Annotated in this window: 19 protein-coding genes and 1 pseudogene; 4 read left to right on the forward strand and 16 right to left on the reverse strand. The window is 39.2% G+C overall.

The features are described 5' to 3' along the window. Positions 1–201: 201 nt before the first annotated feature. Entirely contained in the window at positions 202–2,697 is a 2,496-nt protein-coding gene (locus tag ABFX33_RS18015; protein WP_346087252.1) for a hypothetical protein, read from the reverse strand. A 223-nt stretch (positions 2,698–2,920) separates the two neighbouring features. Beyond that, a complete protein-coding gene (locus ABFX33_RS18020) occupies positions 2,921–3,442 on the reverse strand; it encodes a hypothetical protein (protein WP_346087253.1) in 522 nt (173 codons plus the stop codon). Between the two features lie 539 nt (positions 3,443–3,981). Between ABFX33_RS18020 and ABFX33_RS18025 the strand changes: the two genes are divergently transcribed. Next, positions 3,982–4,590, forward strand: coding sequence for a hypothetical protein (locus ABFX33_RS18025; RefSeq protein ID WP_346087254.1), 609 nt, complete (start codon positions 3,982–3,984; stop codon positions 4,588–4,590). 216 nt (positions 4,591–4,806) lie between these two features. Here the strand turns inward: ABFX33_RS18025 and ABFX33_RS18030 are convergent, their stop codons facing one another. The 8 genes from ABFX33_RS18030 to ABFX33_RS18065 all read right to left on the reverse strand — a co-directional run bounded on the left by ABFX33_RS18030 (position 4,807) and on the right by ABFX33_RS18065 (position 17,680). After that, positions 4,807–6,183, reverse strand: a complete 1,377-nt coding sequence (locus tag ABFX33_RS18030) for a DUF3472 domain-containing protein (RefSeq protein ID WP_346087255.1) — start codon at positions 6,181–6,183, stop codon at positions 4,807–4,809. Positions 6,184–6,195: 12 nt separating this feature from the next. Continuing rightward, positions 6,196–7,467 carry an RICIN domain-containing protein gene (locus tag ABFX33_RS18035; RefSeq protein ID WP_346087257.1) on the reverse strand — a complete coding sequence of 424 codons (1,272 nt, stop codon included), beginning with the start codon at positions 7,465–7,467 and terminating at the stop codon, positions 6,196–6,198. A gap of 32 nt (positions 7,468–7,499) precedes the next feature. Beyond that, on the reverse strand, positions 7,500–8,381 hold the full coding sequence (locus ABFX33_RS18040) for a metallophosphoesterase (protein WP_346087259.1): 882 nt from the start codon (positions 8,379–8,381) through the stop codon (positions 7,500–7,502). After that, the gene (locus tag ABFX33_RS18045) at positions 8,372–10,135 is read right to left on the reverse strand and encodes a RagB/SusD family nutrient uptake outer membrane protein (protein ID WP_346087261.1); all 1,764 of its coding nucleotides are present in this window, start codon (positions 10,133–10,135) and stop codon (positions 8,372–8,374) included. Before ABFX33_RS18045 ends, ABFX33_RS18040 begins: the two co-directional genes overlap by 10 nt. Positions 10,136–10,207: 72 nt before the next feature. Further along, positions 10,208–13,672, reverse strand: a complete 3,465-nt coding sequence (locus ABFX33_RS18050; protein ID WP_346087262.1) for a SusC/RagA family TonB-linked outer membrane protein — start codon at positions 13,670–13,672, stop codon at positions 10,208–10,210. A gap of 116 nt (positions 13,673–13,788) precedes the next feature. After that, on the reverse strand, positions 13,789–14,772 hold the full coding sequence (locus tag ABFX33_RS18055) for a FecR family protein (RefSeq protein ID WP_346087264.1): 984 nt from the start codon (positions 14,770–14,772) through the stop codon (positions 13,789–13,791). Between the two features lie 76 nt (positions 14,773–14,848). Beyond that, positions 14,849–15,418, reverse strand: coding sequence for an RNA polymerase sigma factor (locus ABFX33_RS18060; RefSeq protein ID WP_120257119.1), 570 nt, complete (start codon positions 15,416–15,418; stop codon positions 14,849–14,851). Between the two features lie 471 nt (positions 15,419–15,889). Then, complete coding sequence (locus ABFX33_RS18065; protein ID WP_346087266.1) at positions 15,890–17,680, reverse strand: hypothetical protein; 1,791 nt, start codon at positions 17,678–17,680, stop codon at positions 15,890–15,892. 173 nt (positions 17,681–17,853) lie between these two features. On the opposite strand from ABFX33_RS18065, the gene ABFX33_RS18070 reads away from it, so the two are divergent. After that, positions 17,854–18,312 (forward strand): hypothetical protein, encoded by a 459-nt coding sequence (locus ABFX33_RS18070; protein ID WP_346087268.1) that lies wholly within the window; start codon positions 17,854–17,856, stop codon positions 18,310–18,312. A 68-nt stretch (positions 18,313–18,380) separates the two neighbouring features. Here the strand turns inward: ABFX33_RS18070 and ABFX33_RS18075 are convergent, their stop codons facing one another. From ABFX33_RS18075 to ABFX33_RS18100, 5 genes and pseudogenes are all read right to left on the reverse strand, one after another. Continuing rightward, a complete protein-coding gene (locus tag ABFX33_RS18075) occupies positions 18,381–19,154 on the reverse strand; it encodes a leucine-rich repeat domain-containing protein (RefSeq protein ID WP_346087270.1) in 774 nt (257 codons plus the stop codon). Positions 19,155–19,210: 56 nt separating this feature from the next. Continuing rightward, a complete protein-coding gene (locus ABFX33_RS18080; RefSeq protein ID WP_346087272.1) occupies positions 19,211–19,852 on the reverse strand; it encodes a hypothetical protein in 642 nt (213 codons plus the stop codon). Between the two features lie 335 nt (positions 19,853–20,187). Continuing rightward, a pseudogene (locus tag ABFX33_RS18085) lies at positions 20,188–21,137 on the reverse strand (Rpn family recombination-promoting nuclease/putative transposase). Between the two features lie 331 nt (positions 21,138–21,468). Next, positions 21,469–22,059, reverse strand: a complete 591-nt coding sequence (locus ABFX33_RS18095) for a DMP19 family protein (protein ID WP_346087277.1) — start codon at positions 22,057–22,059, stop codon at positions 21,469–21,471. A gap of 178 nt (positions 22,060–22,237) precedes the next feature. After that, positions 22,238–23,347: a serine hydrolase domain-containing protein gene (locus ABFX33_RS18100; RefSeq protein ID WP_346087278.1), complete on the reverse strand. Its 1,110-nt coding sequence runs from the start codon at positions 23,345–23,347 to the stop codon at positions 22,238–22,240. Between the two features lie 457 nt (positions 23,348–23,804). On the opposite strand from ABFX33_RS18100, the gene ABFX33_RS18105 reads away from it, so the two are divergent. Next, positions 23,805–24,275, forward strand: a complete 471-nt coding sequence (locus tag ABFX33_RS18105; protein WP_120257109.1) for a DinB family protein — start codon at positions 23,805–23,807, stop codon at positions 24,273–24,275. A gap of 82 nt (positions 24,276–24,357) precedes the next feature. Here ABFX33_RS18105 and ABFX33_RS18110 read toward each other — a convergent pair whose 3' ends face one another. Next, positions 24,358–25,572: a DUF3472 domain-containing protein gene (locus ABFX33_RS18110; RefSeq protein WP_346087281.1), complete on the reverse strand. Its 1,215-nt coding sequence runs from the start codon at positions 25,570–25,572 to the stop codon at positions 24,358–24,360. A gap of 378 nt (positions 25,573–25,950) precedes the next feature. Between ABFX33_RS18110 and ABFX33_RS18115 the strand changes: the two genes are divergently transcribed. Continuing rightward, positions 25,951–26,544 carry a hypothetical protein gene (locus tag ABFX33_RS18115; protein ID WP_346087282.1) on the forward strand — a complete coding sequence of 198 codons (594 nt, stop codon included), beginning with the start codon at positions 25,951–25,953 and terminating at the stop codon, positions 26,542–26,544. The last annotated feature ends 2 nt before the right edge of the window (positions 26,545–26,546 follow it).

Genomic DNA, 26,546 nt, shown 5'->3' on the forward strand with positions numbered 1-26,546 from the left:
TGTCATATTCTTTTGTTTTTATGTGTATAGCAAAAATATGGCTGCTACGGAAGCTATCCGAGGAAAACAAGCTGTATGTAAGCGGTACCGGAGAGATACCGAAAAGGTCCTTTTATTCTTTAGGGCCTGAGCAGATACTCCAAATAAAAAAGCTTCCCTCTTTTAATTTGAGGGAAGCTAACCAATCTATCTAACAGGTATTTAGACTGCAAGTAATCCTGCACTTCGCAGTTTAGTTTTTAGATCTCTTAATTCAGCCAAAATAGCTTGAACTTCCGACGGTGTATACGTGTTACTGGGATCTGCTGCTGTGTCCGGCGAAGCGGCAGATTGCTTCCCATCGACCCAAATAGAACCATTCCACCATACGGGTCGATTCAATGTGGTGTCAAAATATTCCTGCCCCACAAGCGATGTAGTAGGCCGTTGTAATGTAGTTCCTCTAGCATTATAAGAGTCTGTTTGGTTGAATACATTATAAACCCTTGTGTTAGGCTGGCTACCCAGAAGTTCTACACTAAAAGGTGTCGCATTGCCCACAATTTCTGAAATGGTATTACCGCTGCTGCCTGAGCCCAAACTTACAACTGGATATGAACCTATCCCCCTAGAAAACACGTTACATATTTTACTATTGATAATCCGATTGGTTCTGACAACTGGATTATCTAAAGCGGTTTGTGTTAGATTAAAAACATCTGATATAAATAATCCGGTCTTCGCGGTATTACCTTCAAGTGTATTAACAAACATGCCCGACTCAGAGTCTAGTTTGATGTCTGTTATATGTAAAAAGCTACCTTCGAAAATAATAGCTGCTCTTAATGGAGCAGGCAGATGAGCAGCGTATTTATAAGTTACGTTTTGGACCTTTAATCTATCCCGATTAAAATTGACGAGCTCTTTTCTGTCATTTATACTTAAATCTGAGCCAACAATAGCAGCATCAAAGTAGCTCGCCGAAATACCTTGAATATCAATCGTAATATTTGTTGCCACCGGTGTCCTAGTAATCGATGCACTACTGGTAAAAATTGGGACACTGTCTCTATGTGATGAATTATCGCCCAAATCCAATATATGGTTAAATTTCCTCCAAGCCACATTTGCGGAATTGCCCAGCGGATTGGTAGAACCCAAAAAATTGGGATTATCAATTGTGATATGCAAACCATCGATATTAAACATTCCGCCATCAACTCTGACATCACAATTTTTGGTTCGGAAGTTCTTTATAAATACTTCATTTTCTTGCCAACCAAAGGCTGCGTTAAGTGCTTGTACGGAATTTCGGGTTGGATCCGCTTCCATATAAATATTTTCCAACACTATATTCCTAGCGATCTTGGCATAACCATTGTTTGACAAAATTCCTCTTCTAAATAGATTTTTAACAACGATATCTTTTATTAAGATATTGCGGATTTCGCTATCCGCTGACTGGAAAGAAGGATTAATCTCATAAAAAACTTCACATCCATCCACGATGACATCTTCCAATACGATATCTCCACCATCATCACTCTGAAAAGCTATTTGTACGCTGGAACCATTTCCATAATACCGGACTCCTTTCACGCTCGTACCTTTGTTAATTTTAATAAGGGAAATCATTTGGTACTGGAGACCGTCAGCTTCAACGGATATATTATTCACTTTCACATTCCCCATATAACTTATCTTAATAGCCCTTTTTCCGACATTCTTAAAATAGCAATTATCTATATTTACATCGCAGTTTTGAGCTTTACCTCCCCCATAAAACCTGATTCCATCGGCATCGTTGTAAGAAGTGTATGCACTTTGGGATAACCCATCATCTAACTTGGTCATGATGTCGGAAAATCTAGAATTTGAAATATTTCCGGTGACAAAATCAGTTTGCACTTTAGCATTGGGATGAGCCGCATCAACTCTAGGATCGCTAATGTAGATACCGCCACAAAATCCTTTTAAACTTCCTGCTTGAGTGCCTGTATTATCATTTTTAATATTGGAGAATAGGCACTGATCAATAAGAAAGTTACTAACCCCATAAGGACTAATCATTACTCCATATTGCTGATCATTACTCGTACCCGCTTTTATACCCAAAGCATTTTTGAAAATACAGTCAGTGATACTTGGATTTTTAATGTTGTCTGTTAAATGAATAAAGCAATCTTTCAATTGTTTATCCATCGCGTCAAATGTTGCGCCATGGACACTAAAGTTGTCAGCTTCTACGCTTATAAATTTAGAATCAAAGTCTCCAATAAATTCAAATACCAGATCATCTCCAATAATTTTTGTCCCTAATTTTAATACGTTGAGTGTGGAAGAAACCTTATATCGGCCACTGAATTTAAAAGTTGTATTTTCCGGTTGCGTTATTAAAAGGCTTTTAATTTTATTTGTGTAATCGTCGGTCTTGTTTCCTATAATTCCAAAATAAGAAACATGAATAAATTTCTTGAAATCATGAAATAACTTAATACCTCCCGTTTCAATTACACTCCCGTCATCTTTTGGTCCTGGATCAGGGTCTGTTAATGGATTAACATAGTAATAAATAATCGGTGCTGGGGTGTCCCCTTTTTGATCGTAGCCCAATAACTGGACCCCATCATAAGTTCCGTTTTGTAATGCTGTAATTTCGGCAGCAGATAAACCCTGCATAGCCGTCATCGTCTTCTTAATTAAAAATTGATTTGCCATATTCTTTTGTCTTTATGTGTATAGCAAAAGTATGGTTGACGAGGGTGCTATCTGAGGAAAATAAGGTATATGTAAGCGGTATGTGGGAGATACCGAAAAGTCTATTTTATTCTTTTAAAGCCTGAGCAGATACTCAAAATAAAAAAGCTTTCCTCTTTTAATTTGAGAGAAGCAGTCTTAAGCATTTATACTAATGACATATTGTATGAGTACTTCAATATGCTTAGCGAATGCGTATTTCATTAAACTTTTTAAGATTCTTATCAGTCCTAGGGATTAATGTTATCATGTACAGATCTTCTAGGTCACCTACAAACTTCATAGGAGAAACAGAAATCAGCATAATATTACTTTCATCAACTAGAACTTCCCTGGGATTATTTTGAACAAATCGATCATCAATCTTAAATATTACTCGTTCAGATTTTACATTTGTATATTTTTTTACAATATCTGACAAACTCATTAAAACAGGTTTGTATTCAGGCGTCAATTCAATTATCACTACCCCTCTTTCTTTGTTAATATCTACTGACTTAACTCCTTCAGATTTTAAGGACCACATGGCATCGCCTAAGTAATTTTCACCTCGCATCTCTATCTTAGGCAAAGGTCTTTCATTAAGGTCTTTGTAAACAACTCTAGGCAAAGTATCAGTTTTGCTATATAAAGGTTTCAATTGCTGTCCATACGTTAAACTTAAGCCGAAAAATGACAGAAGAGAGAATAAAAGCGTTTTTTTCATTTTTAATTATTTTTATATTTATTACGATATATCACTGACTATAAGGCTATTTATTAAGCATTTATGGAAATAATAGTTATACATTGATCTTAATCAATTCCCAAAATAGTTTATACAACTTATCATAAACTTCGGTATCCTCTTGTTGACATCAGACCTTATGATAAAGTCACTTGAATTTCCCTATCAAGTTGTATAATATGCGCAAAATTTCCGAAATCCAGATAATTTTCCCATAACGGATTTATATCTATTTTTTCGTTAGCGAAGTCTCTATTTATCCCCTCCTGATTTTCAATCACTTTTCTTCAAGAACTAATTCTCATTGAAGTGAAAGTCGCTTCCCTCCGCCAATTAGAGAGAAGTTTTTTGGTTTATCAAAAGATAAATTAAGCTTTTTGGCCACTCGCTCTATCGGCAACCAATTTTGTATTCAACGATCCTCGGATCTCACTGGTCAATGAGAAAATAACATTAGAACATATAATATTCATTTTTGGCATAGATCTAGCACTGAAAGATAAACAACTAATCGCATAATGAATAAGCTATATATTATCTTCTTTCTTCTCGTTTTCCAGGGATGTACGATGCCTAAAAGCACGATGACACCTATACAAAAAGATAAACCCAAAATCTATGAAAATAAGTCACTCCAGGGAGACTATGTTTCTATTCTAAAAACAATTTTGTCTGATGATTCCGCTGATATCAGGCTGCAGCGCGAGGGAAATGAAACGGTGTTCATCCATAATAAGTTTCAAAGGGATTCTATCTCCTCATTGCAGGACAAGAATTATGTTTTCTACAATGTCGATCCACAGAAGCTGATGAAAATGCTAGGTAACCAGCTCAAAGACTCGCTGGATATGCTTATTCAGATGAACGAAAGGAAGGCAATCATCCCAATTCCAGCCGCTATCAAAGCAGCGTATGCTGTAGATGATGCCGATAAATATAGGATGAACCGTAATAAAAGCATTTATTACTTTCATCTTCCTATTATCGGGTATAACCGAAAAAGAGCGTATGTACCGGTTGACTATGTTTGCGGCTCTTTATGTGGAAACGGTAATGCATTTCTGCTTGAAAAAGTAAATGGTAAATGGGTTATCATACGACGATTCTTTAACCTCTGGATCTCTTAAAAATACAATAGAACTCTTTATTAACAATATCACTCTTGAGGTAAAGGAAACACTGATTGCTATGATCAAGTTTTCCCTAATAACATCGATAGATTTTATAACCGTTTGCTCCAAGCCAACGGTCTATCTTTAGTAATAAGTGCGGAACAAAAAAGCGCAACGCCATGAAATAATCCATACGTTGCGCCAAATTGAACACCACTACCTACAAAATTGTTAATTCATGGGCAAATTATTAAGATCTATATTGGGAGCAGTACCATTAGCAGGTCTTGTAAAAACAGTATTTTCTGCCACGAAATCATTAAAAAATCCACCGTTTTGCAAAAAGAACTTCCCGTTCTCAACTCCACCTCTATAATCGCCACGTTGATTATTATCACCTGCGCCGTCCACACTAAATTTACAAGAAGTTGATTCGATCCATGTACCCGTTGTTGACCTAACCCAAAAATTTGAATAATATCCCTTTCGGCCCAAGTAGCCCATCGTATTATTGAAATTTTCAAGAAAAGAGTACGCACCTTTTATGTAGGTCGAAATAGCCGGTCTCTTAAAGGTGGCAATATATTTCCATGTTCCTAACTCTGGAGCATAAAACCAGGATGAATACAGTGTATTTCCTAACCCGTCCGGTCTTATTCTTGTCAGGAACTTATATGTCGTCCCGGTTGACCAGTCGTATGTCCAATTACTTTTTCCGCCTGTCCCCTCTCCACCGAAACCACTGACCACCACATCTGTACCACTACTCACTGCAGTAGTTTTACCGTCAGCCTCATTGCTTGGATCCCATACAGAAAATATAATTTTTCGTTGTGTAGCTGAATTGACCTGAAAGCCAAAATACCCTTGTCCAAATCCATTTGCCATGTAATAACTACCCACAGGATCCTGTCCAGCGGGAACAGTCACTTCATTATACATCCATTCATAGGAATTTCCAGTAGGAAGACTTGGTGTTAAATGTACCGAAGGGCCACGACGTGAAAAATAATAGCTTGCAGGTATGTTCGCATACGTAAGACCGGAGGAAGCTGCCGTACCACCGATAAGAATATCGGTCATATTACCGATATAAGTCGAAGTTTTGCTTATTCCCTGCAGATCTACTTTTACATAACCAGGTGCTGCTATCTGCACTGCACCTGCATAATAATCTTTTGCGGGTGCTCCACCGGTCATGGTCACATCGAAGCTCTGTCCATTGACGGTCAAACGGACCACACTCGTGCCCGTGGTAACGTAGCCTCTTATCCCCAAATGTAAGGTACCCGATTGTGTTACCTTAAAATAGGTACTTACCAGAGCCGAAAGACTAGTCCAATTACGCAACCCGTAATTTGAATTATCAAAAATCTCTGCTCCACTAGATCCATTGGTCACAAATGCATTCCCGCCCATCGGAATCGCAAGCGTCAGATCATTGCTATCTCCCTGGATCAGACTCGAACCCTTTTTGTTAACTATTTCGGACGGAGTATGCTCTACGGCATGATCTCTTTCACATGAGAGAAGCAAAAAACCTGCAAAACTCAAAACCGTGAAAAATAGATATAGATATTTGATCTTTACTATTTCAGTTGTTGTCATGATAGCAGTTTCTTATTGTTTAACCAACCTGAATTTCTGCGCGTTGCCTGTATGCGCTGAATAGATTTGTATCTGCGTATCGTTGGCGGTACTTGATCCATTTACATCAAGGTTTTTGCCTACGGCAGATGCTGGCTCAAGGTTATAATTGCCGCTTCCAACATAAGTAATCTTCCACCGTTGTGCCGAAGTATTTGCAAATGTGGCCACCTGAACAGGAGTGCTGTTTGCAGATCCACCTCCCCTGACTTCCAATACTTTAGTCGTATCAGCCACATTCTTCAAGGCATAATATCCACTTCCTACACTTCTCAATTTCCAGACCTGATTGGGCGTTGTCGGATAATTATAAGTCCATAATGTCACATCTTCACCATTAACCGGAGGATTACCGTTAGCATCAACCAGCTTGCTCGGCTCTTTCGTTAATGCAGATACGATTTTGTAATTGGCACCATCTGTCAAAATACCTTGTGGCGAGTAAAATGTAATCAATAATATATCAAGATGTGAATACCCTGCTAGTTTGCTTGCGAGGTCTGCTTCTCCGTAATAACGTGATAATGCCCATGCATACATCTTCACACGTTCTGTGCCAACGGTTTTGGTCGGAAAGTAAGATTTCATCGCATTATCGACAGATGCATCGTAACTAATTCCATCCACTCCATAGGTAGTCAACTTGCTGTACATAGCGTCCATGACAACCTGTTGCTGCGCCGCTGTCTTGCCGCTCAAATCTGACCAATTACAATAATAGCTTACCTTCCAACCAAGCTGCTTAAAGCCTGTCAGATGCTCTGGATACATACTTTCTATCAACACTCTATTTTTAATGGAATAAAGGCTATCCATTTTCTTCAAGGTCTTTAAAAATAATTGTTCATTTGTGGCACTATTCAAGTCTTTACAATCCAACCAAAGCGAAGTATAGCCCGGAAGCTTCTGATTTAGGTTGGCAAAATACTCTTCCAATGTCTGTCCTGTTGCTGTTCCGGCTTCATGGCCGATCAGGCAGGTTGGTTGGCCGCCTTTATTGGCAACATAGATATCCACCTCAAGGCTATTAATCCCTTCGTTGATAATCTCATCAACCTTAATCAGATCATTGGCCCGATGCGCACTTACAAAGGTCGGACCAGCCAATGTCGTATTGACTTTGCCCATTTTTTTTGGCGCGTTTTCCTGAATTTGGGAAATATCTTTCTGACAGCCCACAAATAGATAAGTCATACAGGCAAACATGCAGACTGCTTTGCCAAACGTTAATGTTGTTTTTCTCATAATTTTTATATTTTAATATTAAGTTTCTTCGTTTAAAAATCAATTTTTCTGGTTGTCATCCGCCCTTCTCCATGAATATCCAGCTGATGATCATTGAGTTCCAAAATACCATAAGCATTCCGGTCGGCGGTTTCGATCATCCCCTCCAGTGTAATCATCGGAATACCTTTATAGGTTGCAAAATTACCGGGATGATGATGGCCTGAGATCACCACCTTTACAACCGGATATTTTTCGATAAGGGTCAATATCTCTCGGTTATTCAGTGCTTCAAGGCCATTCTCGGGGTACAGGGGATGATGTGTGAAAACGATCACCTTTTTGGATGCTGACTGGGCTTTGTGAAGTTGCCTTTCCATCCATTTCAGCTGTTTTTCGCTTATGCCTCCATTCCAGGGCTGATCATTGTTTCTTTTTGCAGTCTTCAGTATATCATTGATTTTCTTCCAAGCCTCACGTTGCCCTGATCCCGCCTTAGTGGCATAGTCGGCAAGTTCATTGGTATTGAGCAGTATAAACAGCCATTCACCCTTTTCTACGGTATAATAAGGATTCGGCATTTTATATAACTTATATAAATGGCCCCCGTCATCAACATCCACATAATCGTGGTTTCCCAAGATATTATAGACCGGGCTTTTGAGCTTGTTGAGTCGCTGAAGCGCCGGCTGCAGATCTTTTGGCCCTACATCGACCAAATCGCCAAGCATGACCGTAAAATCCACTCCTTCCCTGTTGATCGCTGTGACGGCCGAATCCAATTTGTCAAGTGAGTTTCGGTAAAAACGGCTCCCCCGGGTATCCTTATCTGCGTACTGTGGATCGGCGATAAGACCGATCCTAATAACAGATTGAGCCTTGCCCATGCTATAAAATAGGATGAACAGCAATGGCAAAAATACTTTTATTCCCATCCTGGATTTTGTTTTAAGTTATTGTTCAATGTGATTTCATTTAGCGGTATACATTCCAGATAATCGCGGTTTTCCTTAAATCCATAGCCATTCGGTAGCTGCGTTACAAAAGGATCGAGCAAACCGTCCGCATCAATTTTATAGTTGATTTTTGTGCCCGTCCAGTCCGAAGCCGCAAAGGGATAACCTTTGGGGCGTTTCCCTTTCAGTAGTTTATGGGCGGCCCATCGTCGGATATCGTCATAGCGAAATCCCTCGGCTCCAAGTTCGACAGTACGCTCGCGGCGGATTTCTTTTAACTGGTCTGATATATTATAACCATAGTCGGCATATCTGTCCTTATTTGGATCGTCGGTAATAGCAAAATCCGGCATACCTGATCTTTTGCGGAGCAGATTGATTGATTTGGTATAATCGACTGTTTCGCCAAGTTCAGCCTTCGCTTCAGCATAATTCAATAAGGCTTCGGCATAACGAAAGATGATGGCACCAGTTTCATCACTTGAGCTCCAGGAAACACCACCACCCGCTAGAGCCGATTTTGGATCATTTCCCTTCCGGATCTGAAAACCGGTATTATTCAAGGCCTCGCCGGATTTGTCCAGAAATGGCTTTTTAAAGGTGGCTTTACCAAAGGTATTATCCCACATCAAGGCACCTGGTGTCCAGATCGTCTGGGAAAGCCGTGGATCACAATCGGCCCGTATTTTTTCTAAAAAAGCATTACCTTTCACAGTCTTACCAAGGCTAAAATAATCGTATGGCTGACCATTCCGGCCCAGGTAATGCTGTACCTGTTCAAATGTCATCGATATCCCCGCTGTGCGATCGGACACGTAGATCTGAAAAGAGTGTGACAGATCACGGTTGACCGAATAAGCTTTCCAAAGGATCACCTCTTTATTGGCAAGCTGATCTTTCAGGGAAAATAGTTTACAGTAATCGTTTTCGGGGTCGTTGTTGCTATACAGCGACATGCCATATTTTGCATCCATCAACGTTTCGGCAGCCGCAGCAGCTTGCCGGAAGTACTTAGAGGGATCAGCGCCAGCTGTACCAAATGCTGTACCTTTGTGGTATTTCTGCCAGCTGCCTTCAAATAGGGCGACCCTGGATTTGAAAAGCAGGGCAGCCTGTTTAGAAAGCCGATTGTTTTTACCTTTTACTGTAGCCACAGGTTCCAGATATTCAATCGCTTTATCCAGGTGTGCCAAAATTGAGTCCACTACCGTTGTCCGTGGATCACGTGCTTTGAATAATTCTTCAGAGTCCATCTCCAATGGATCCGTATACCAAGGGACATCACCGTAGAGCCTTACTTTTTCGAAATAAAACCAAGCTTTAAAGAAATGGGCTTCTCCTAAAAACTGCTTATATTTTTCAAAAGGATCTTTGCATTTCGTATAATTCTTGAAAAAGATATTGACACTGCGGATATTACCCCAGCCCCAGTTTCCGCCGGATGAAACCGGCGATTCGGTACCGTTCCAGACTGTACTCGGCGAACTGGAAATCTGCACGTCAGATCCTCGGCTGCCATCCCAGCCAATCACACCGAGAAAACTGCCGACTGTATTAAAAGCGGGGAATACTGTATAGAATTGAACCGTATAATTCTCTAGGTCTTTGGCTGTTTTCCAATAGCTTTCGTTTTCAATCTGTGTCAATGGCGGCCTGTCCAAAAAATCTTCGGAGCAGGAACCGACCAACAGTAAAATGACTGTCGTATATAGTAAGATTATTATTTTTTTCATTGGTTATTAATTGCTAGATATAATTTTCCTTCGCTACCTAAGTAGTTACCTTTACATTCAAATCAAATGATATTAAAGCGAAATATTTATCCCGAATGCCCAAATTGCCTGTGAAAACATGCCTTTGCCATTCCCAAATTCTCCCAGTATTGCTGTTTCAGGATCAAATGCGCTAGGGAGTTTGGATAAGGTATAGATATTCTCGCCGGAAAAATAAATACGTGCCCGTTTCAATCCGATTTTCTGGAGCATCAATGGAGGAATGGTATAGCCTATCTGTAGATTTTTAAGACGTGCATAGGCTCCATTCTGCAGGTAACGTGTCTGCATTTGCTTATTCTTGCTATCTTGGGTGGTATTACTGTAAGGCCGCGGAAAATAAGCTTCAGTATTTATACCAAGTCCGGAATAGCGATCACCTTCGGTATCCCGATAGTAATCCATGTGGTGCGGGAAAAGGGAGGATTGATTCCAGGCCCTAAAACCCCAGAATACATTGCCATCCAACCATAGATCACGCTTTCCAGTACCTTGGATAAACACAGCGATATCAACATTTTTATAATTGGCGGTTAAATTAAGTCCAAACTGATAACGGCGTGTCGAATTACCAATGATTTTAAGGTCACCATGGTCATTTATGGTGTTTTTGCCCTTATTGATTACCCCATCTCCATTGAGATCGCGGTATTCAACATCCCCTGTCTGCCAGAGCTGTCCATTGATAAATTTTTGGTAACCAGATGCATTGATCTCGTCCGCGCGTTCCTTGGTTTTAATCAGGCCAACAGTTTCATAGCCCCAAATTTCACCAGCATCTTTGCCTACGTAATCCGTTGTCAGGATACCCGTTGGATTGGTGTACTTTGTAATTATATTTTTGTAATCAAAAACATTAGCCGCTACGGAATAATTAAAATCCGAGCCTATTTTTCCATTCCAACGCAAGCTAAAATCCCAACCCTTGGTTTTGAGTTCCGAGTTATTTTCTCTGGGAATATTCGCTCCCAATACCGCGGGAAGTGCCTGCGCTGGTCCAAGACGGTCATAGGTCAGCCGTTGATAGTATTCAAATTCAGCCTGCAAGCGGTTTTGAAAAAATCCCAGTTCGACCGCCGTATTCATTGAACGTGAGGACTCCCAGGTAAGAAAGCGGTTTACCAAGTTTGGTGCCGTGGTGTATGCCGGCCGCATGCCATCAATAAGCCAGCCTAGGTTACTTTGTACCCCCAATAATGCCAAATCCTGATAGGAGGCAACATTCTGATTACCCAGCTTCCCCCATGATGCTCTCAGTTTCATAAATGGTATATAATCCTGTAGAGGCTGCCAAAACAATTCTTTAGAAACCACCCATCCCGCGGATACGGAAGGAAATGCCCCCCAGCGTCTGCCACGGGCAAATTTGGATGTACCATCATAACGGACATTTGCCTCGATCAGATATTTGTCTGCATAATTATAATTTAATCGTGCAAAATAGCCTAAAGTAGACCAATGTGTGAGACCATCGCCCACCTGCATTTCACCTGTTGCTGTTGTAAAAGATGGGATATCAGGAACGATGAGTTCCCTTCTCAAGCCATTCATCGAATCCAGTTTACTGATTTCATTCTGAAAACCGGCAAGTACCGTAAAATGGTGATCCTTTCCTAGATCTAAATTATAAGTTGTATAAATATTAAGTGCTTTGTAGGTGGTATTGGATTTTTTCTTTTCGATATACGGAGGGACGGTAAGTGCTATTGGCACGAGCGTACCATCTACTTCATCTTCATAAGCCACTTGATTAACACCGGCATAATCAAAAATCTGATAATCTATCGAGTAGTCGGCATTTATTTTCCAGTTTTGGAGCGGACTGATTTCTGTGGCCAAGCGTTGTACCAGCGTATTATTTGTCAACTTCTGATAACCGGCTTGCATCTGCGGCACACGTGAAAGTTGCGAATAATATCCATTTGGTGATTTAAGAAAAACCTCAGGGTGCGTTCTCAAAATCTGATGGATAATCATGCCATATTCACCCTCACCGTTATATATAGGCCTGTCACGTACGGCATTTGTGAGCCTTGTATTGGAGCTGATCTTCCACCAGTCTGTGATATTGGCATCGAGTTTAGCTTGAAAATTGTAGCGTTTATACTTATCATCGACCATTCTCAGCACCCCTTTTTCGGATGCATGTCCGAGAGACAAGAAATAGGCCATGTCCTTGGATCCGCCCTTAACAGATAGATTTTCCTGCATGCGGCGACCATTGCCATAATGGATATCTATCCAGTCATTATTACCATTTGAAAATTGATAGGTGGACCACTTACGTGGGTTGTTGGCATCAGGGACAGTTTCAGGAAGCGTAGGGTCATCAATATATGCAATAATCCGATCGATGGTGGATTCAGAAAACAACCTAGCAACCCCTTGGTTGTCATGCATTTCATTCATTGCACGGGCAAACGTGTAGGAATCAACCATCTTTGGTTTATTGATAATGGTTGTAGGTCCTCCATTCATGGAAAAATCAACTTGTGGTTTCTGATTAGCTTTTCCTGATTTGGTCGTAATCAGTAAGACCCCATAGGGTGCGCGGGCACCATAGATTGCCGAAGCGGCGGCATCTTTTAAGATAGAAACACTTTCTACCGTATTCGGATCGATGGTATTAATATCTCCGGCGGTGCCATCGATCAGGACATAAGGTTTACCTTGGCCCCTGATCTGTACCGACGGTGCAGCGCCAGGTTCAAAACCATTGTTACCATATGCGATGGTCAGACCGCTGACTGTCCCGTAAAGTGATTGTGAAACGTTGTTTACCGGTCTATCCTGTAAACGTTTTCCATCAACAACAGCAACAGATCCCGTAAGGTTAACTTTCTTTTGGACGCCATACCCCACCACCACGACTTCATCAAGTTCGCGTGCCTGGTCAGCGGCCAGCCGAATCACAAAATCTCCGGTGAGATCACTGTTAATTAAAGTATCTATCGGTTTAAATCCCATAAAATGCACGGATAAGGTATCCGAAGGAAAGATCGAATTTAGCAGAAACATCCCTTTGTCATCGGTTTTGGATTTTGTGTTGGCGCGCTTTAAATTTAAGGTAGCACCCGAAACCGGTGTACCAGAAGGATCGACCACTTTTCCGGAAATAGGTGTTACCTGGCGTTGTACCTGTCGCGCCAAAACAAAGCCACTATCTGTCTTTTTTACCTGAATACCGTAAGGTGTCAATAACCTCCGTAAGACTTGTTCCAAAGATTCATTTTTTGTGTCAAATTTGGCTATGTTAATATTTTTTAGCCCCAGGCTCTCCGTAAAAGAAATATCTGAGCCAGACCTCTTCTGTAGATCCAGGATAACATCCCGCAGCGTTGTTTTTTGGTAGTTCTGGTTATAGATCTTGGCATTCTCCTGTGCAAATGTACTGTTCCAAGGAAAAGTACCGGATAATAGCAGTAGCGCTCCACCAAGACCTAAAGAAAGGTATTTGTTGCTTCTTTTTTCTTTTATTATTAGTTTTTTGTTAATCATTTGTTAATTTTGTATTGATTAAAGGTTTTACATCCATGAAACCGATTATGGAATCGGGTCAGATAGATTCCATAATTTTCTGTAAAGGGTCTTACACTATGTGAGCCCTTTTATTTTTAGTATAGAATGATCTCTTTTCCCTCCTGCTTATTTTTGATACTGATTTTTTTTCCGGTCAATAACTGAATCTCTTCCAGTGCGGCTGTCATTGTTTTAGATTTTCGGAAATTAATATTATAACGATCCTTTAACAATTTCTCATCGGCTGTATGGAGTGAGAATCCGTAGAAATTCTTAAAATTTTGGTTTAATTCTTCAAAACTTGCCTGATCCAGCTTAACATGGTCCGATAGCCAAGAGGTCTCTAAAGAATATTCAGCATTAGTCAATTTAAAATTGCTTGATTTGCGGTCGTAAGATATATTTTCATCAGGCAGCAATGTGCGCAAATTTTTCTCGTTGTTGTCAACCTGAACTTTACCTGTACGCACCGATACGGATGTATTACTGATATCGCGATAGGCCTTAACATTAAAACTGGTACCCAACACCTTGATATTTAATCCACCGCCATGTACCGTAAAGGGTCTGGACGGATCTCTCTTGACATCAAAGAAGGCTTCGCCATTGAGTTTCACATCGCGCACGTGGTCGTAATTGCTGACCGTTATGCCTGAGTTGGCATTCAGGATCACTTTCGTACCATCGTTCAGGATGACGGTGGTCCGTTCGGCAGTACCAGTGGATATCGTTCCTCTATCTAGATATACTATTTTGATTGGCTTGATCAGACGGTCAATCTGCGAGGGTGAAAAATACTGATGATATAAAACGGTTGAAAGCATAAACAGCATGACGCTCGCAACAGCGACATATATAAAACGTCGTCGGTCAATGGATCGCTTATCTACGTATTCAGAAGCAGCCCAAACAATCCGCTGCTTGAGATTTTTGCGGTCTGGAAGAAAATCTATTTCTGAATCTTCGGTTTTTTGCTGTCCCAAGGATTCATACCAATATTCCACAACAAATTTTTCCGCAGCACTCGCTGTACCTTCCTGGTACTTCTTGATTAGTTTTTTTAACTGGTTTTGATCCACTGGTAATCCTTTCTAGATGTGTTCTTTCTAGTAAGACAGCTGGTGACAATCAAAAGTATGTAAGGAATTAAAAAAATTATTTGACCAGCAAAAAAGAAAGCATTACTGTCAGGGAACGGGCGAATTCGGGATGACGCTCTATTAACATGGCTTTAATACGGCGATGCATTTCTGCACTGTATCCTTTGACGGTCTGTTCGGCCAATCCTAAAGCGACAGCAATCTCCTTGAGGGTAAAATCTTCATTTCGTAGTTTAAAAATCTTTTGCATGTGATCCGGTAATTCGCTCAAAATTTCCGAAAACAAAGTGTTTAGATCTTTTTCGATCAAAAGATTGACCAAGGAAAGATCTACGACTTCAAGGCTCACCGCAAGCTTATTCTTCACATCCTGGCGAAGCTTGGCCTTAGCAAAATAATTCATAATTTTATTACGCAGGGACACATAGAGGTAATTGTAGACCGGACCATGTACAACAATGGACTCTCTTTTGATCCAGAGATTGATAAAGAGATCCTGTACAAGATCTTCCGCATCCTGCAGGTTTCCAATTTTTAAGAAAGCAGTCTGTGTCAGCTTGTCGGTATGCGTATTCACCAACATTTCAAAATCTGAAATATCTTTGATCAACAATTTTGATTTCATAATTTAATTGCTGGTTTAATTGCTTATAATATTGCTGTTCGTAATCAAACATACTGGATTTTTTTTGCATTAAAAGTCAAGCCTTTAAAACAAACGTTTGCGTAAATTTTCATTTTATCTCTTTCTGGATAGGGATGATCTAGAGGAACAAGCGAATTGTTTTCAGTCAATGCAAAGTCTAAAACCCATCTACCTAACAATTTATTGCTTGGCGTGAACAATGCATAAGCGAATAGCAGAAAAACTAAAAAGGCAAATATGGTCTTCATGTAAATTAAAATGGTATCAATATACAATATATTTACCTTTACTTTAGTATAAATGCATCATGCAGTATTCTACCTGAATACTGCATGATTATTTTTACCTCAATTAGTCGAAACTCGATTGCCCAGACACCCGTATTTCTCAACTTTGTTTTTAGATCCGTTATTCTTGCGAATATTCCTTATCGCTAGTGGTTCAATATCGTTAACTTGCTTGTTGACCACTCGCTCGATCTGACTGTAACTTCGTATTTACCTGAGCCTTCAACTCGTTGATCAAGTCTACAGCCTGATTGTATTTGGATTTCAGGTCATTCACCAGGGCTACGGAAGTAGCTAAATCTGCAGCATCATTAAGAACTGATTTTGCACTGTTACTCGCGACTACATTGGCTACTACCGCAGACTGTGAGACAATGCCTTTAACCGTGGTGGTTGCGAGATTATTGTCGTGAATAAGCCTACGTAAGGGCGACCAATCCGTTATCGCTCCAGTACCAAAAAGCTTTTTGGTAAAATATAGTTCATCCAGGGTGTTTGATTTAGAATATATCCGAAAGGAACTTATGGAATTAGTATCATTGAAATTCCCTGTTCTATCAACTCCTAGTGCTACACCTAGGGTTGGCCAAAATGGCGCCGCCTCCTTGACGATAATTGGAGAAAATCCTCCTATGGGATTAATGCTGTTAATTGGCGTAAGGATATCATTTTTTTCCTTTACCTTATATGAATCGCTAGCTACTGTCCCATCGATCTCTATGTTTTGTTTTATAAATTTTTCTGAGTCAAAATCCTCTACATTAACAAAGGATGTGCGCTCCCCTAAATCAACAATTCCTTTTGCTCCATTTTTAAATCGGTTGTAGACGGAATTCTTGATTTCAATATATCGTGCTCCATCCTGTATTTCAATCCGTCCGATCATCGCTCCAACAACAGAAATCTGCTTGGCTGTGCTGCCTATACGCAGGATATTCCCGAAATAGCAATTGGTATAGGTACTATAACTCGAACTATCGGAAACATCGACAGGATTGGCCTCCAATCCGACACCGATAAAGGTATTTACTTTACAATCCTTACCAACAACGATACCATATACACTATTGGCTTCTGCGCTACCGCCGATGAAGGTATTTTCGTCAGCTTGGGACATCAATACACCAATGCCCAAACCTTCAAAATAGTTTTGATAAAATGTGTTGTTAGTGCTGTTACCAGCAGTGATACTACCACGCTGTCCCAAGCCGATAAATATACCTGCATATGGGACGCTCGTCATCGGGGTGAGATACTTGCTACACCCACAGCCCAAAAATTGTGTCAGCTGTACGGAAGCGAGGTACCAACCATATCCATCACTGCTATTCTTGCCATCGCCTACCCACACATTGGAGAACTTACTCCGTGCAATGCCCCTAAGGTATAAGGTAATGGTAGTGTTGGCATTTCCGGAGAAGACGATATCGCTGATGGTGATATTGTTGATAAACTGGGTCGTTTCGGTACCGCCTTTAAATGCATCAATCTCAAAAGCTTTGTCTGCAGATCCAGTAAACTTTAATATGGTGCCTTTTCCCTGTCCTCTGAGTTTGGCACCTTCGAAAACAAAGTTTAGCGTCTGACTATAGGCGATCGTTCCGATGGGTAAAATGCCTTCTAGCGCTTTGTTTTCCTTTAGATAGTCAAAAAACACAGCCAATCTAGCTGCATTATCAGTTAGTGAGACACTGACACCGAAATAAAGTGCATTGACATGTTCGATAAATTGATGTTCCAGTTTAATACCTCCCGTTTCGACAATACTCCCGCCGTTGTCTGCCAGTAAAGTTGTACTCAGTGAGTAAATAATGGGTGTTGGGGTATCTCCTTTCTCATAATACCCCAATAGTTCCACTCCTGCACAGCATCCGCTCTGTAATGCCAGGATTTCACAAGCAGATAAGCCGCGCATATCCACCATCGTGTCTTTAATTAAAAATTGATTTGCCATATTCTTTTGTTTTTATGTGTATAGCAAAAGTATGGCTGTGTGCTTGACTTGTTGAGTAAAACTAGGTGTATGTAAGCGGTATAGGAGAGATACCGAAAAGTCGAGATTTGAAATACCAAATCTCACAGATATAATATATTCTTATTAAATTGTGGAGGAAATTGCTAAAAACTATGAAATCAGTTTTCACCTTAAAATACATATTACATAATGGAGGCTGGGCCGCTCTTGAAATTGGCAATATTGAAAAGACTGTCACACTCAATATTTCCTTTTTTCACGATTCGTTGAAGGAATTGGCACAATCTGCAATTGAATTAAGAACTAAAGGTGAAAAATCAGTTGTTTTTATGGATGAACCTGGCGAGCATAAACTTATATTGAAAAAAAGTGGCGCTAGCATTTCCTATGAACTCCGATGGTATAAAGATTGGGCTAGTTGGCACCTCATAAGTGAAGACAATTTTGAAATTATACTTTCGGGAGCTACTACCCTACCGAAATACATTAATTTGGTACGGGAGAATCTGATAAGAATATGGAATGAGAATGGATCAGAAGGCTATAAGAAAAAATGGTCTAAACATGATTTTCCCCTCAGTGAATATGAACTTCTGAAGGGATATCAGTAACCTCTATTTAAACGCGGTACTATTTTTAAGAACTTATTATTCTTCCGACTCCGATGCCCCTGTTTGACTTACCATTTATACTCTTTTAAGTTTATAAGTCCACTCGTATTAAATTGGGTAATCGCACTTGGCCTAAAGATTGGTGGTTCAAAATAGAGTCTTTCCAATGCTGCAAGCCCCGTCACATTGATCTTTTGCAGTGGGTTACCATTCAGATCTGCATCTTTAAGCTTGGAAAAAGGCCTCAGATCAATTTCGGTTATTTGATTATTCGAAAGGTCCAGCTCTTTAAGTTCAAGAGATCCCTCAGCGTTGAATGTCGTCAACTGATTTCTGAAAAGGTTTACACGCTCCAATTTAGTTTTTTTGCTCAGATCAATTGATGTCAGCTTATTTACATTGATCCGTATATCCCTTAACGCTGCGAGCCCAGAAAGGTCCAAAACAGATAATTCATTTTGGTCCATAAAAATCACTTCCAGGTTTGTACAGCCTTTCAATAGGAGTCGTTTAATCCTATTGTTGTTTCCATAAACATATTTAAGATGTTGCATCCCTTCAAGATCAACAGTGGTTAAATGGTTATTCAGAAATGCAAGCTCTTCAAGACTAATAAAATTTTTAATACCCTCTAATGAGGAGATATCTGCATTATTTACATGAAGCTTTTTAATTTGCGTAAGTTCTGATTTTTGGATTTTTCCATCCCCGTTGGCATCAATCCCCTGGGCAATTAGAGCTGCTTTGAATTGCTCATCCGGAAAGTTGATGCTCTGGGCTTTCGATTCAACAACACCCAAGTAAAGGGACAGGTTTATGAGAAATATGGCAATTGATTTCATCTGTTTAGTTTTTTAATTAATTCCATAAAGAGTGATAGGCGTTGAGATTACCCGCTTTATTTCGCGATATTGATTACATTGGGCTTATGATCAGCAGCTACCTCAATGTAGTCACCAACTTCTTCCTCATAGGCGCTTGATTCATAGCGCATTTCTGCGGGTACATAACCTCCCCCCATCTGTATTCCGAGCATATTATAGTTGGCTATGACTGGCCCAGATTGAACTTTGTTACCACGCACTTTTTCCCATATCACTAGACTCACCACATAGTATTTTCCTGGTTTCAGGTTGGTAAACACAAAATTTCCCTTGTCATCAATTGTCTTTGTTTCAATACGGGCCATGGCCGCTTCTTTTGTCATCGCTGCTTGCTTTTTCTTACTGTTGTATTTCTTTTTCAGTTCAATAAATTCGGTAAGATGAGCTGTTACAGGATATAATAAAACTTTGGACTGATAGCTTGGATAGTTGACATATCCCCTTTTTTTAAATGAGATAGTACCTGTTATGGTATTGCTTCCTTCGTCAAGCATTGTATAAGCTTCCGTTGAATTAAAGGCTGCCTTAGGAAGTACATAGTCCACTTTTTGCTGTGCCGTTGCCGTAGACAAGGAGCACAAAATAAGAACTATTTTAAAACAGACGGATAGCTTCTGTCTGTTTTGAAAATCGGGTATCAACTTAAACCTTTTCATATCCTTTTTTTTCAAAATTAGGATATTAGCGATCTTTTAAAGTGGTCATTTTGAGCAAAAAATGGTCATGTACACCCCTTTTTCGCAGGTACTCGACATAGTTCTTCAGCAAATGGTAACACAAGGTTATCGAGGATTCGACACAGTCGATGGAGAAAAAATTATATGGAGAAATTCAGTTGGAATACTAGCTTTTTAAAGGGGCCGATTTTCCCTGTCAATGAAAATCAAACCAGCATTGCGCAACTTCAAAGCAGAGAAACTTATCCTATAAAAAGAAAAAGGCCGCTTGGACAGTATCCAAGCGGCCGCAAAACCTTACATCGTTATATGCTTTATTTTCCTTTAGCTATCTCCGTCTGGACCTCATTTACAAATTCTACAGTGACGTTCGATAATTCGGCAATCTCCGAATTCGAAAACTTATTCGAAGACAAAAGGTTTTTTATTACCTCCGCTTTTGCCTTAGTTTCTCCTTCAGCTTTTCCCTTGGCTTCTCCCTCTGCTCTTCCTTCGGCCATTGCTTTTTCGCGTGCTCGTTTCAATTGCTCTTCCTGACTACTTCGGATACTCTCGGCATCCCATTTATTTCTTAAACTTGCATTGTACATCTCTCGTTCCTCCGGTTTTAGTTTGCTATACTCTGCTAACTGAAATAACTTTTCAAATATCGGCTTACGCAGATATTTTGAAAGTCCCTTTAGCGAGGACATGTTTTTGAGTATATAAAGCCAACGATCCAAATCATTATCTAACTCTGCCTCAGCTGTAACAAAGTTAACCAATTCCACATATATAAAGCCCAGATCCTCGTAAAATATTTTACCGTGATCCCGATAACATAGACAAATATCGTGTAAAAAATACATCTCATCACCCGCATCAGGCATCGTAAAACCATCCATCAATACAATAATATAGACTTCACTAATTGCATAATTCCAAGCCCTTCGGTTGCCTTTGGGTGCCTGATCCGCTATCAATTTACTACTGTAGTAAAACATGCGCTTTTTCAAATTATCCTGCGCCGTGCGCTGCACTTCAATAATAAACCGTTCGCCCTTATCTGCCGACAGGTCAGGTCAAAAATAACAGTACCGACATCCTCTGTATCTCCGACATGCTCATTTTTGTTATAATATAAATCAGCAATGACCTTGCGCCCTCTAAAAAGCTCGTTTAAGAAAGCGATCAGAAGATCTTTATTGGTATCTGATCCGAAAACTTTTTTAAAGCCATAATCCGTCGTGATATCGATATATTTAGACTGCTTCAATTCACTCATAATATGTTGTTTTTAAATTGGTTAACAACACAAATATAAGTAAACAAATACATCCGCACTAATATTTTTAGCAAAAATAATATTATTTTATATTTCTTTTAAAACAATGTCTACGATGAATACGATCATATAGTCTTTTATCCATTTGTATGTTATTTGAGAATATAGCAAATGCTTATTCAACTAAACTTGCTTCATCTTTCAGATCTTCGCTATAGTTGTTGTCTTTTAGCAGTATATGGAGGTAAAATAGTTTAAAGATAGACCGCTCAGGAAAAAACTTTTGGTGACTTGTTCAAAGGGATTGTACAGCATAGGGCTAACTTAGGATTTAATCAGTAAACTCTTTCCTGTTCTTTCGGATGTAGTCAACCTGAATTTTTTGTAAGTCTTTGGTTTCATTAAGTTTGTAGAATTCCTCGTCAAATTTGTTCAACGGATTGTTTTCGTAGGATTTACTAAAACCTTCTACCGTGCCATCCTGATCTTTAGTTATTTTTGATTTCTCTTTTTCAAACGTGCTATTTGCTCGCTCGGTCAGGTCAGCAAATTTAGTAGCGCCGACCAATTTCAACGCTTCTGGCAGTGCGGCAGCAAATTGACCGCTTGAATTGAAATAAAATTGATTATACCCCCCATTATTTACTTCTGTTTGTAATTGGCTGATCATATATATTGCTTGCCTAGATTTGTTCCAAGACAAGACAATTTCATATTCTTTATCATGTGTTGCCGATAACTTACGATAGAGATTATCATAAACGACGTCTAATAACAAATCATCTGAAGTCGTATCAATAATTTGCTCGGTTAGTGGATTCTGGATTGATGGTTTATTATTGTTTGGTTTAGTACGTTCAGAACAGCCAAACAAATTTAAAATCATTATTATAATTCCAATGGTAATAATTTGTGCTCTCATTGATTTTATCATCTTTAAACCTTTTTAGTACTCAAATATATACATTGCTTTGCCATATTTTTATGTTTTTATGTATGTGGCAAAAGTATGGTTGCCACGGTGGTTATCCGAGGAAAACAAGGTGTATGTAAGCGGGAGATACTGAAAAGCCTGTAACAGTAGAAGGCAGGAAAGAAAACTATTTTATCTCTGCTTTATTAATCAATAACTTTTGAAATTCCTTTCCGATAACAGGATTAATAATATGTTGAAAGTTTTTTTGTAACGTAAAAACGGTAACTGTAGCATCAGATTCCGGAGAATAAATAACATCAGTCCCCCACCAACCGCCATGGTAGTAAGCATTGAATCCCATATCAAAGTGATAAAGTCCCAGACAGTATTTGGATTGATCTGAAGGCAAAACGTAGGTATGCATAGCTTTCAGGATCTGTTTGTCCTGAATGATTTTTCCATCAAATAGATATTGGAAAAATAGGGCTGATTCTTTGGCCGTCGCGGCAATTCCACCACCACCATACAAATCCCAGGAAGGATTAATAGCGTACGAATCCCATTTATACTCACTTGCATATTGATGAGCAAGTGCTAGGGTGTTGGCGGGATAATTTTCCAAATCAATAAACCAGGTTTTGGTTAGATTGAGTTCTTTGTATTTCAATAAATCCCGAATAGCTGCATAAAATGGCTGATGTGTTTTTTGCTCAATAATTTCGGTTAGGAGTAAGTAATTTATATCTCCGTAACTAAATTTTTCACCTACAGGCTCAGGATCTCCAATTTCAATCGATCTCTCGATTTGCTCCTCTTTTTTCCATTTGTATGTCGGATGCTGATTTACGAATTTAAAATAATCTTCGTCCACATAATCCTGAATTCCAGATGTATGAGACAATAAATGCTTTATCGTAATTGCGTCCAGAAGATACCCATCTTTTTCAAATAATTGACGCGTTCGCTCCGATAATAAATTTTTGATCGGCTGATCGATGGATAAGCTGCCTTTTTCGACCAATCTGAGTATTGCTGCAGCGACGTAAGGCTTTGTATTACTGGCTATGAGAACAGGTTGTTGACTATTTAGCGGTTTATTTGTTTTGCTATCTGCGATTCCAGTTGCATAGCTCCAAGAAATATTTTGCTTGGGTGCTTCGACATGAACAATAATTCCGATGGCATCCTTATTTCTTTCGTAAATCGAGTCTACTTTATTTTTAAAAACTGCCTGTAATTGGGCTGACCCGATCAATGGAATCCACAGTGTATTTAATAATAATACTTTTTTCATATGTTCTTTTGGATGATACCCGTAAAGCTATAATTAATATAATGTCTGGATTTTGTACACTCAGACTGCTATTTACTGCTTAAACAGGTCTGCATTGAGAGTTCAAATAGATTACATGGCGATAGGTTAATATACCATTTAGTTTGAACCTGTCTTCACAACCAAATATAGACCTTTTATTTATCTTTTAAAATAAAAATTATTACTCCTATTTGACCGCTAATCGAAACAGATGACCTCCCCTGACTCACATTCTGGGAATTTATTGACTTGCCCTATTCTCTTGTTTTTATGTATAAAGCAAAAGTATGGCTATGGCCGTGATTATCTGAGAAAAACAAGCTATATGTAAGGGGTATGCGGGAGATACCGAAAAGTATGGTACGCCGCAGTTAGGAACCTTATTTTTAATAAAAAAAGCATTCTGCTTTCTTTATATTTGTTATAAATCAGTAATATGACTAAGGAATTATTTGAATTTGAAATTTTAAAAGCTAGCAGAACTAGGCTATTACAATTAATAGAAACAGTTGATAACAAAATATTATTTAAAATTCCAGAAAACTTTAACAATAATATAATTTGGCAAATTGGTCACTGTATCACATCTCAACAGAGGCATATGTATATGCGTAGTGGATTGCCCATGTACATATCACAGGAGTTTATGGAAGCGTTCAAAATTGGAACTTCCCCACATACTTGGAAAAATATTCCAGACGTTGATGAAATAAAACATTTATTACTTTATACCGTAAATCAACTTAGTAAAGATCTAGAATCAGGCATATTTGTTAAATACCAACCCTTTAGCTTACCGATTGGTATCTTTATAAATAATCACATTCAAGCACTTCAAGCTGCTAACTTTCACGAAGCCGAGCACAGTGGAATAATATTAAACTACTTAAAACTTCTTATTAAATAAGATATATTTATGCCATATCTATTAGCATTTAGTATAAAAAAGCCGTAGGATCCTACAGCTTTTCTGTTTTTAGCAAGTTGCACTATTTCAGCACGCGAACTGTTTTCGCAGTGGATTGCTTATTGAAAATATCTGTAATGGTCAGACGAACATTGTAGTTACCTGTGGCTAAGGTATTATTCAACGTATCGGCACGTTTCTCTGGCCTAATCAATTCTTTATTTGCAAGTACCACCCCATTAGGATCGAGTAGTTCAATTTTATAACTTAACTGTGGCGAACCGGTATCACTAACCGCCCAGGATACAATGACTTTATTACTTTGATATTTTGCGGATTCATTACTGCTGTTAAGTGCCGTTAGCGTTGGAGCGGTCCCCTGATTAGCTTGCTCCGGCAAATCTAAAGTACGCCCTGTCCCAAAAGCGGCATCTGGTGTTACGGAACCACCATGCTCCATAAAATGTGCATTTTCTGTCGCATCATATCCGGCATTAAAGGCGCGATCGAAATAACCATTACGACCTGCGTCATTGTCATTCGCTGAAAAATACCGACTCGTAGATTTCTCCCAAACGTTGTCTACACCTAAGTTCCAACAATCTTTAAAGAATGCTTTGCGATGAAATCTACCATCCCATGAAGGATTATCTCCTACCCAATTTTCAAGAAATGCGCCATTGCCAACACCCAAGAATCCGGATTCAGCTTGTCGTCCAATCGTGGAGGTATGAAACCACTTCCCTGTCGCTTCATTACGGATAAAGTTGGCAATGTAAATTTTTCCATTCTCCTTCCATGATCGTAGAACCACGTTATACCAGGTGTTTAATTCCCATCCGTAAGGGTTGACGGTTTTCTGTCCATCTCCTTCTCCGCCAAAGCGACTTGCCACTGTTGTCGGTGCCTTGTAAGAATAAAAAGCATAGTTCGCAGCACTGGTATTGAGATCCCACAAAGATGCAATCAAGGTATAAGGTGTGGGTGTATTCTGATCGGGTGTATCTTGCAATCCAGCATAGCCCCCCTGATAATTGTGTACGGAAAAGTATTCGGTCTTGGCGGTATTGGTAATTTTAATCTTATGCATCTTCAAGACAGCGTCATTCTTAAACCTATACACTAGGTGTTGCGAGGGTGCAGCATTACTTCCCGACAGGTTCAAATTGGGCAAGTCTTTGTCGCTTTGTGTTTGGCTGTTGTATTGCTTCAGTTTTAAATCGGGTCTGGTACTTTTAGAACAAGAACTGCTTAATAGAACACTCAATAAGATCGCACATTGTGAGGCTTTTATCATAATTACAAGTTTTATTAAAATTAGTTAACAAGTCTGACTGCTGTTAAAAAAGCGTCATTACAATAAATTATTTATAAAATCTGAGATTATAAAACTTCACCTAAACGAAATCGATTGCATAATCTTATGTGTAACAGAATGAATCTTTAAATCGGGTTCGGATTGCATCACGGAATGTTTATCCAGCGTAACGTGTCCAAAGATCCGATCAAGGATAAAATTACAGCAAGTTAGTTTAATAAATTTCCCTACCACATCAACCGCTCGCAAAATGCGATAAGTAAATAAAATTATATCTTTTAATCGCCAGTGATAGAATTGAAATGATTAATTTTAGTCAACGGGATATGATGAATTGTAAACCACTAAAAATAGCGTATGAAAAAAATATTTTTTGCTGCTGTCATGGCGTTATCTATTCTCTCCTGTAGAGAAAATAAAGCTGATAATTCCCCTGCAGACAACGTAGTAGATAATGCAGGCTCTTTAGTTTCCGGTTCCCTAAAAAGTTATCGGGGCGACGAAGTAACTGTAAACAGTATCTATTTTAAATTGATTAAAAATGATAAAAATCTGACGGCGCTCAATACCAAAATAGCAGACACCTTCGAGGAAACCGAAAAAACTTTGGCCGTCTATAGAAATATACTTAACACCTCTACCTCATATTATCAGGATGCTCATCTCCAGATAAAATCTATCACAGATTCATTAGTCAGGCAACAGGTAGAAAAGGAAATTACCGCCAGTTCTGACCAGTACGATCTTAAAGTAAAAAATATCAAGGAACGGATGGATCTGATCAACAAAAATAGTGAGACCTTGACAAGCCTCTATACCGCTTTTAAAATCAGAAAAACGCTCCCTGAAATTGAAAAATACCAACATGCACATCCTTTACAAAAAGATAGTCTGGATCATTTCATTAATAAACAGAATAAACTTCTGGAAGAATTAAAAAATTTAAAATAATA

Source organism: Sphingobacterium ginsenosidimutans, assembly GCF_039536865.1.
In the GTDB taxonomy this organism is placed as follows: Bacteria; Bacteroidota; Bacteroidia; order Sphingobacteriales; family Sphingobacteriaceae; genus Sphingobacterium; species Sphingobacterium detergens.